Below are 9,090 nucleotides of genomic sequence, written 5' to 3'. Positions count from 1 at the left end.
CAAAAAAGGGGCGAGCGTGTTTGGCTCGCCCCTGTCCACGATCGGCCTAAGAGCCGTTCGTCTCGTCCCAGGGCCATGTGACATTGTCCAGGCCGGTCGTGCACCAAGGCTTGAAAAACGGAAGCGACTGCGGACGAGCACCTCCACCGCCCACTTTGTCCGGGTTGGCAAGGGCGAACTCGACCTGCTTTTTCAGTTCCTGAAGGTGCGCTACCGTCACGTCGTCCTTCGTCTTCGAAAGTCCGGCGTCCAACGTATAGAGGTCAGCGCGGAGCTCGGCCAAGGCGTGGACCCTGGCTTCGCTGCTCGATCCCAGCATGTTCGTCAACCGCGTCAAGAACATACGCTGCACGCTCCTCCGGTTGAGGGAGACGGACGAACCGGTTCCCAGTTCGCGGAAGACGCACTTCCGGACGTCGGCGAGCATCTGGCCCACCGTGTACGTGTTGCCGAGCGACAGGGCCTCTTGCTGCAACATGCGGTCCCACTTGCCCGTGTTCATGATCGACCCCATCCCCATGCTCTGGAGCCCGGAGATCGGCCCGACCGTGTCCTTGCCCAAGCGGAGGGCGATCTCGCGAGGATAGAACCACGACGGCGTTTCGAAGAGCGTGTCGCACATCCATCGGACGGCCGACTTCTGGTAGTCCTTGGGAACCGGGGCATAGACCTCGGTCCCGCGACCCGCGTGATAGTCCGTTTCGATCGTGCCACCGATCGCAGCCGAAACGTGGAAGACGTACATCATCATCTGCTGCTGCACCGCCGAGTAGAGGCGCGCCAGTTCCGAATAGTCTTCACCGAACTTGGTCGAGGCGGGCATCAAGTAGCCCATCACCCGCTTCAGGTTGGCGACACCGTACGTGGAGGCTTCCACGACGTTATCGCCGAGCGACTCGAAGAGCTCGGTCGGGTCGTCGAAGTCGAAGTTGTCGTGGAAGCGCAGCATCGGGTCGTTGACCTGACGGCTCGCCCAAGCATCAAGAAGGCGCTTTTCGTCGACGGGGTTCTTCGCCCCGTCGATCGGCTTGTAGCCCCACTGGATGCTGAACTTGTCATAGCGGCCGACCTTGGGCACAAGCGCGGCACCGTCGCCCGGTTGGGCCACGTAGTTGAACCTGGCGTAGTCCATGATGCTCGTGCACGTGCCGTTCTCTTCGGTCCATTGCGGGTCGCGGAGCAACTTGACGGGGATCGTCCCGCTGGACTTGCCGTTGTGGGGAAGGCCGAGCGTGTGACCGACTTCATGGGCGATGACGAACCGAAGGCACTCGCCCATCAGGTCGTCAGGGAACGGGATCTTTTGGGCCCTAGGGTCGCACGGCGAGGCCTGCGCGAAGTACCAGGCGGTCTGGAGTTTGAGGATATCGTGCCAGACGATGACATGGGCGCTTAAGATCTCGCCCGATCGGGGATCGGTCACGCTCGGCCCCATGGCGTTTTCGATGGCCAGCGGCGCCCAGCGGATGACGCTGTAACGCAGGTCTTCGGGATCCCACTCCGGATCTTCTTTGACCGAGGGGGCTTCCTTGCAGACGATCGCGTTCTTAAAGCCCGCTTCCTCGAACGCGCCCTTCCAATCCTCGACCCCCTGCTTGACGTAGGGACGCCACTTGGCAGGCACCTCCCGACTGATGTAATAGACGATCTGCTTTTTGGGCTCGCTCACGTCCGCGTTCGGATCCTTCTTCTCGAGTCGGTAGCGGTTGATGAAAGCGTACGTTTTTGAACCGTGATAGTCCGTGCCGTAGTCGGTGAACCCGTTCGTGAAGTACCCGACGCGCGAGTCTGCAAGACGACCCATCATCGGCTTCTCGGGAAGGAGCACCAGGCTGTGGAGGACGACGCCGGTGTTCGCGGTCCTCGGAGGTGCCCCGCCGAACGGGCTCATCCCACCCCGACCACCGGCGCCTCCGGCGACCGTTTGTGTGACTTCCACGTTCAGATTGAGCGGAAAGACCTTGATCCCTTCGATGAACGAACGGTCGGAGTCCACCATCGATCCGCCGAGCAGCCCTTTCGCCGAAAACTCGGCGATATCGCCCTTGAAGAACGACGTGACGTCGACCAGCGGCGATCCGTCCGGTGCCTTCGCCTTCGCCGGGAACGATTTGATGATGGGATTGACGTTGGACTGCTCGACCGCTACTTTGATCTCGTCGCCGTCGGTCGCTTTGACCGAGTAGTCGACCGTCCGAAGCAGAACCTTGTCCCCGCGTTCCTCGAACCGGACGACCCCCTCGGTGACGGCCGTTCCGTTGTAGAGGCCGCTCGGCGTCTTCTTCAGTTCGGTCGTCCAGCGGAAGTCGCGGCCCAGCAGGTTCTTCGGGATCTGGATCAGGTACGTCTCGTCCTTCTTGAAGACCGTGAAGACGCCCTCCTTTTTCGTGAAGTCTTTGATCGCGTCCTGATAGGGGTCCTTCTTCTCCTCAGGTTTCTTCTCTTCGGGCTTCTTCTGGTCTTGAGGGGCCGCTTGCCGAAGCGCTCGAAGGGCCGGGACGTCAGACGACAGGGTGGGTGATCCGCCGGCCAGGGCCAGCGCGCTCAACAAAGTAAAAGCGTTCATACGACAGTATCCAGACCCCCGGGGCCGGGAGCCTGACAAGAATACGTCAAGCACGGTCTGCAAAGTTGCCGTGATCGGCGGAGTTCGCCACTCGGCGGGAGTCACGACGCCTCGGGGACCATAATGAAGCCATGAGGTTCGGTTCGCCAGAGTCCCGTCGCGCGGAAGAGTTCGACGCCTTTCGCCGCGATTTGGTCATGAGGTCGAAGACCGTGTCGGGCGAACAGCGGGAACTCTGGTTCGAACGGTTGAAGGAACTGATCGAAGCCATGTTCCCGGAGTCCGGGGCCCACTTCCGAAAACCGGGCCTCGCGACGAGGATGTTCAGCGCCGAAGTGCCGCTGCCCGGCAGCGACAAGATGCACCTTTTCGACCTGGCCCAGGAGCTCGACGACAACTGGAAGTCGATGCATAAAGAAGAGGTCAAGGCGGGCGCGAGCTGCGTCTACGTCGACCGAATGGACGGCATCTGGGAGTGGGCGCTCGACCTGGGAACGACGTTCGTGACCGGCCACGTCAAACTCCGCAACTTCGTTTTCGACAAGGACGGCTCCCGTCCGGAAAGGCCCGCTTACGAGCGAAAGCGCCGGACTTCGGAAGGCGGCGACGGCCCTCCTCCGCGCCGACGGACGTCCGAGGACTCCGGCGGTTACGAGCGGAAGCCGCGTTATGGAAGCGACGACGGCGGTTACAAACCGTACCGAAGGACGTCGGGAGGCTTCGGATCCCGTCCCGAAGGCGACGACCGTCCGAAGCGGCGGACGTCCTCGGACAAGCCCGATTTCGGCAGCCGGCCGTTCCGGCCCGGCGCCAATCGTAAGGGGCCGTCGTCGTTCGGGAAAGGCGGGCCGAAGAAGTTCGGGCCCAAAAAGCCGCCCCGACGGAAGCCCAGCGACTAGTCCCGGATCAACCGCCCTTCCGGTACGTCCGCCGCTCCATCCTGCGGAACTCGAGGGTGACCGACGCTGTCGCCGCGACAGGGCCGAGCCCTGCGGCCAAAAGCCCGTAGAGGACGTCCGACGTCTCGGACTCCCACTCCGGCGTGCGCCCTTCCAGGACGCAGACGGTCAAGTGGACGAAAGACTCCGGAGCACCCTGCCCCATCGCCCAATGCGCCGCAACACGGGCATAGGCCTTGACCGCGGCCGGATCGACCGTCTCTCTGAGCGCAAGACCGTCCGCCAACGACTTGAGCAAGTCGTCGACGGCCACACGACTGAGGAGGCCTTCACTGAGTTCGAGCTGGAGGTGCGGCATGGGACCGGCTGATTATGCTTCCGGCTCGAGGGTCGGGGAGACTGGAACGTCGCGCGTCGCCCGAAGCACGTCGGTCAGTCCGATCAAAAGGGTCAAGACCAGGGGCCCCGCCATGACTCCCACCGGTCCGAACACGACGACCCCGCCCAGAAGGCTGAAGAAGATCGCCATCGGGTGGAGCGACGACCTTGCACCGATGAAGAACGGGCGGACGAGGTTGTCGATCGTCGAGACGAGGGTGAGACAGCCGATCAGGAGGATCAGGCCTTGCGTCATGCGCCCGGTCGCCATCAATTGGATCGACAGCGGGGCATAGATCACCGGGGCGCCGAGCAAGGGGACGGTGCAGAACACGAAGGTCACAAGCCCCCAAAGCAGGGGCGACGGGACGCCTGTGGCGGCGTACAGCAAGGTCGCGATCCCGGCCTGCACGAGAGAGACCATGACGACGCTGATGAAGACCGCGTGGACCGTCGACTCCATTTTCACCAGGATCTCCATGGTCTTCTCTTGGGGAAGAGGCACGATCTCGCAAACGGGTTCACGGAGCCGGTGGCCGTCTTTCAGCATGAAGTACATGGTGAGGAGCGCGATCAGCATCATGCCGAGCGTCGCGCCGAGCCTTCCGACGCCGGAAGCCAACGGCCCCCGCACCATCCCCGCGAGCTCGGAACGGTTCTCCCGGACGTAACCTTCGACGCTGACGTCGCCGAGTCCCACCATTTCAAGCGCGGGTTTCACGAGCCGGTCGGCTTCCTGGGCCAAGACTTCGACCGTCAGGTGCCCTGATGTGCTCTGGGCCGTGAGTTTCGAGGCGAAGTCATAGACCTGGACGCCGACGATCGTCCCGATCACGGCGAAGGGGATGATGACGATCAGGGCTGCCAGCGCCGTGGTGGTGAACGCGGCGAGGCCGTCCGACATCCGGCGCTTGAACCGCTTGTACAACGGATAGGTCAGGACCGATAGGACGGTCGCCCAAAGGATGGCGCTCAAGAAGGGCAGCACCATCAGGAGGGCTCCGACCAATGCCGCCCCCGTGATCACCCAAAAGACGATCACGCCTGCGCCGCGTTCATAGGGTTTCGCGCCCATCGTTAACTCCCGCTTACGTCGTCGGACCGGATCCAGTTACGCCACTCGGCCATCAGTCTTTGCTCGGCCGACGCAACGTCCCCTGCTTCCAGCCGACCTTCCAAGACGTCTTCCACCAGCGCCGCCTTGATCGTACCGATCTGAGGACCCGGGCCGAGACCCGTAAGGTCCATAATCTTCGCCCCGTCCAAGGGTGAGACCAAGGATGCCGCCGGGGTCTTGTCCACCGTTTCGGCCAGTCTCCTTCGGACGGCGTCGACGTCCATCGGCTTGAGCCCAGGTTTCAGGGCGCTGACGTCGGCTTCGACCAACAAGAGCCAACGTTCGAGGTCAGGGCCGAGGTCGCGGACGATGCGTCGCGCCGCCGAGTCGGTGATCGACGGCATCGAGTTCAAGCGCATATGCTCGGAGACCAGCAACGCGACCGTTCCGATCAGGTCTTCCGAGTATCGAAGGCGTCGCAGGACACGGCGCGCCAGTTCCGCTCCGATGTTCTCATGGTCGAAGAACCGGATCCGCCCATCGGCCTCCACCGATTTGGTCGGAGGCTTTCCGATGTCGTGGAACAGAACGCCGAGCCGGACGGCGAGGTCGTCGCCTTCGACGTGAGAAAGCGCCAAGAGCGTGTGCCCCCAAACATCGAGATGGTGGTGTCCTTTCTGCTCGCAACCGGCCATGGCTCGGAACTCGGGCGCGAAAACGTCGAGCAGACCCAAGTCCATCAGATCGCGGAGGGCGCCTGCGGCTCCTGGGAGGCGGACCATTTTCGTGAACTCCTCCTGGATCCGTTCCGGACTGATGACGGCCAACCGTCCGGACTGGTCGCGAACGGCGTTTTCAAGCCCGGCGGCAACTGTGAACCCGAGTTGCCAGCGGAAGCGGACGGCCCTCAGCATACGGAGGGGGTCGTCGAAGAACGTCTGTTCAGGATCGAGGGGCGTGCGCAAGACCCGGTCGCGCAAATCGTCGGCCCCCGTTCCAAGAGGGTCGACCGTTTCACCGGTGAAAACGTCTTGGAGCAGCGTGTTGACCGTAAAGTCCCGCCTCAGCGCGTCTTCCAGGATCGTCGCAGGTTCGACGTCGGGCTTTCGCGACTCGGGCGAGTACGACTCCCGCCTTGCCGTGACGAACTCGACTTCCGTACCTTGGACCACGACCATCGCCGTTCCGAACCGCGGGTACGTGACCGGCGGCCTTTCTGCGACACCCGCTTCATAGAGGAGACGGACGCACTCCCCGGCGTCTCCTTCGACCACGATGTCGACGTCCTGCCGGAACGGCAGACCGAGGAGCCGGTCGCGCACGGCCCCGCCCACGACGAACGTCCTTCCTTCGAAGGGCGTCGCCCGTAAGGCGGCGGCGATAGCGGCGACAACGGGTTCCAAGCGTCCTGATTTTGACGGACGTCAGAGGCTAGGCTTGGCCGCCTTCGGCCCCAGGTCTGTGACGCGCGACTTGAGATGGGCTTAGAATGTGGACAGATGACGCGCACGGTGCAGACGGTTCTGACCGTCCTGTGCGGGCTCGCCCTTGTGGGAAGCCTGTTCGGGCTCCATCCCGCGTTGCCCTACGTCGCCGTGATCGCAGGATCGCCGTTCGCATTGATGGCGGGCTGGAACGCGCTCAAAGACAGGCGACTGGACGTCAACGTCCTGATGCTCCTCGCCGGGGCCGGGGCTGTCGCGTTGGGACATCCGGTCGAGGCGGCCGTCCTCCTGTTCCTGTTCAGCCTTTCATCGACCCTGGAGGAGTTCGCCCTCGCCCGTACGAAGTCGGCGATCGAGGGCCTCATCAAGCTCCGTCCGGACACGGCCGTGCTCATCGAAGACGGTGGCGACCGGACGGTCGAGCTCACGGCGGTCAAAGCCGGTGACCTCATCCGTATCAAGCCGTTCGAAGTCGTTCCGCTGGACGGTGTCGTCACGTCCGGTTCGAGCAGCGTCGACCAAGCCGCGATGACGGGCGAATCCGTCCCGGTCCCCAGGGTGGAAGGCGACGACGTCATCGGCGGGACCCAGAACCTCGACGGCATGATCGTGGTCAAGGTCGTCCGCGCCAGTGGCGACACCACCTTAGAGAAGATCGTCGCCCTCGTCCAGGACGCCCAGGAGAACAAGGCGAGCGGCGAGCGCGTCAGCCAGTGGTTCGGCCAGACCTACACGTTCATCGTCATCGGCGCGGCGCTGCTGTCCGTCATCGTCCGGATGGTCCTCAAGGAGGACCTTGACCGAGCGCTTTATGCGTCGCTGACGCTCCTGGTCGCCCTTAGCCCCTGCGCCCTCGTCATTTCGACCCCCGCCTCCACACTTTCGGCACTGGCATGGGCGGCCCGTAAAGGCATGCTCGTCCGCGGAGGGGGGTTCATCGAGGCGGCCGGGCAGGCCAAGTGCATCGCCCTAGATAAGACGGGCACCCTCACCTCCGGCAAGCCCGTGCTCGAGGAGATCTGCGTCTGCGTCGAGGCGCCCGTGGCGGTCGGTGGCGCGAGCCATTGCGTCGAAGACCACGCCTGCTGGAACGGCGCTTCCGCCATGTCCGACCAGGCCAAGCAACTTCTCCGCTACGCCGCGGCCGCCGAGCAGTACAGCACCCACCCCATCGCCGAAGCGGTCCTCTCCGCCGCCCGCGCCCATAGCATCGACGTCCCAGAGGCCACGGACAGTCGCGCGGTCTCCGGCATGGGCGTCACCGCTAACGTGGACGGCACGTTCGTCCGCATCGGTCAGCTCCAGTTCTTCGAGAGCCTTCCCGAGACGTTCCTCGAGCACGCGAAGGAGATCCAGGCGCAAGGCATGACCGTCGCCGTCCTGGAAGCGGGCGAACGCCATGCGGCCCTCGGGTTCCGGGACAAGCCCCGAGACGAGGCGAAGAAAGTCCTCGACGACCTCCGGACCATGGGCTTCGTCCGTACGGCCATGATCACGGGCGACAACCGTGTGACGGCGGGCGTCATTGCAGGCGAACTCGGCATCACCGAAGTCCATGCCGCACTTCTTCCTGATCAAAAGGAGGAGATCGTCGCCGAAATGTCCCAAAACGGCGTCATCTTCGTCGGCGACGGCATCAACGACGCCCCGAGCCTCGCTCGTGCCAACGTCGGTGTCGCCATGGGCGGCCTCGGCAGCGACGTCGCCTTGAACGCGGCCGACGTCGTCCTCATGCAGGACAACCTGAAGCGCCTTCCCGACCTCGTGAACCTCGGTCGTCTGACGAACCGCGTGATCAAAGCCAATCTCTTCTTCGCGGCAGGAGTGATCATGCTACTGACGCTCGGCAGTATCGTGATCGACGCCTGGCTGCCTGCAATGCGCCACTCGGTGCTGCCTTTCGCCGTCGTCGGGCACGAAGGTTCGACCGTGATCGTCATCCTCAACGGGCTCCGACTCTTGGCCGGGCCGCCGGCCAAGGCCTGAACCCCTACACCGTCTTGACCATCACCATGTTCGTCGTGCCCGGCGTTCCAGGCGGCACGCCCGCCGTCACGACGACCCGGTCCCCCGACTTGACGAGCTTTTTTCTCCGGAACACGTCGATCAACTGGGCGACCGCCTCGTCGGTGTTCGTCGTCGGCGGCATCGGCATCGACTGGACGCCCCACACTAACGCGTTCTGAGCCTGCGTCCTCGCGTTCCAGGACGCGCAATAGACCGGCGCCTTCGGGCGGTATTTCGCGACCATCCGGGGCGTAAATCCGCTCTCGCTCATCGTCAGTATCGCCTTCACCCGCAAGGTGTTCGCGACCGAGACCGCGGCGAGCGCGATCGCGTCGGTGGCGTCGTCACGTTTCGGCCGTTCCGAATCCTCGTCCGAAAAGAGTTCCGATTTCACGATCCCGTCGGTCTTCTCGGCCACCCGCGCCATCGTCCGCACCGCTTCGACCGGATAAGCCCCGCTTGCCGTCTCGCCGCTCAGCATCACCGCATCGGTGCCGTCGAGGATCGAGTTCGCGATGTCCGAGACCTCGGCACGGGTGGGACGGGCGTTCACGAGCATGCTTTCCAACATCTGGGTCGCGGTAATGACCGGCTTGCCTGCAAGGTGCGAACGCCGGATGATCCGCTTCTGGGCCAAGGGCACGTCTTCCAAGTCCATCTGGAGACCGAGGTCGCCGCGAGCGACCATGACCGAGTCGCTGGCGTCGATGACGTCGTCGAGGTCGCGCAGCGCTTCCT

At 63.8% G+C, this 9,090-nt stretch carries 7 protein-coding genes; 2 read left to right on the top strand and 5 right to left on the bottom strand.

Annotated features, from left to right (window positions below; all coding sequences use genetic code 11):
• Positions 1-46 precede the first annotated feature (46 nt).
• Complete coding sequence (locus JST30_17125) at positions 47-2,566, bottom strand: zinc-dependent metalloprotease (GenBank protein ID MBS1716052.1); 2,520 nt, start codon at positions 2,564-2,566, stop codon at positions 47-49.
• Positions 2,567-2,697: 131 nt separating this feature from the next.
• Between JST30_17125 and JST30_17120 the strand changes: the two genes are divergently transcribed.
• Positions 2,698-3,465 carry a hypothetical protein gene (locus tag JST30_17120; protein ID MBS1716051.1) on the top strand — a complete coding sequence of 256 codons (768 nt, stop codon included), beginning with the start codon at positions 2,698-2,700 and terminating at the stop codon, positions 3,463-3,465.
• Positions 3,466-3,472: 7 nt separating this feature from the next.
• Here JST30_17120 and JST30_17115 read toward each other — a convergent pair whose 3' ends face one another.
• The 3 genes from JST30_17115 to JST30_17105 are packed head-to-tail and all read right to left on the bottom strand — an operon-like array spanning position 3,473 to position 6,303.
• Positions 3,473-3,823 (bottom strand): hypothetical protein, encoded by a 351-nt coding sequence (locus JST30_17115; protein ID MBS1716050.1) that lies wholly within the window; start codon positions 3,821-3,823, stop codon positions 3,473-3,475.
• 12 nt (positions 3,824-3,835) lie between these two features.
• Complete coding sequence (locus tag JST30_17110) at positions 3,836-4,918, bottom strand: AI-2E family transporter (protein MBS1716049.1); 1,083 nt, start codon at positions 4,916-4,918, stop codon at positions 3,836-3,838.
• Between the two features lie 2 nt (positions 4,919-4,920).
• Positions 4,921-6,303, bottom strand: coding sequence for an HDIG domain-containing protein (locus JST30_17105; protein ID MBS1716048.1), 1,383 nt, complete (start codon positions 6,301-6,303; stop codon positions 4,921-4,923).
• 96 nt (positions 6,304-6,399) lie between these two features.
• On the opposite strand from JST30_17105, the gene JST30_17100 reads away from it, so the two are divergent.
• Positions 6,400-8,331, top strand: a complete 1,932-nt coding sequence (locus JST30_17100; GenBank protein MBS1716047.1) for a cation-translocating P-type ATPase — start codon at positions 6,400-6,402, stop codon at positions 8,329-8,331.
• Between the two features lie 4 nt (positions 8,332-8,335).
• Here JST30_17100 and JST30_17095 read toward each other — a convergent pair.
• Positions 8,336-9,090: pyruvate kinase (locus JST30_17095; GenBank protein MBS1716046.1), on the bottom strand; the 755-nt coding region annotated here is incomplete at its 5' end.

The organism is Armatimonadota bacterium (genome assembly GCA_018268395.1).
GTDB lineage: Bacteria > Armatimonadota > Fimbriimonadia > Fimbriimonadales > Fimbriimonadaceae > JAEURO01.
The sequence above is the reverse complement of the archived record's forward strand: the minus strand, read 5'-3'. Positions and strand labels throughout refer to the sequence as shown.

What these genes read in the sequence shown, in the direction of transcription:
- JST30_17125 (MBS1716052.1), bottom strand. Translation starts at nt 2,566, where the DNA reads ATGAACGCTTTTACTTTGTTGAGCGCGCTGGCCCTGGCCGGCGGATCA.
- JST30_17120 (MBS1716051.1), top strand. Translation starts at nt 2,698, where the DNA reads ATGAGGTTCGGTTCGCCAGAGTCCCGTCGCGCGGAAGAGTTCGACGCC.
- JST30_17115 (MBS1716050.1), bottom strand. Translation starts at nt 3,823, where the DNA reads ATGCCGCACCTCCAGCTCGAACTCAGTGAAGGCCTCCTCAGTCGTGTG.
- JST30_17110 (MBS1716049.1), bottom strand. Translation starts at nt 4,918, where the DNA reads ATGGGCGCGAAACCCTATGAACGCGGCGCAGGCGTGATCGTCTTTTGG.
- JST30_17100 (MBS1716047.1), top strand. Translation starts at nt 6,400, where the DNA reads ATGACGCGCACGGTGCAGACGGTTCTGACCGTCCTGTGCGGGCTCGCC.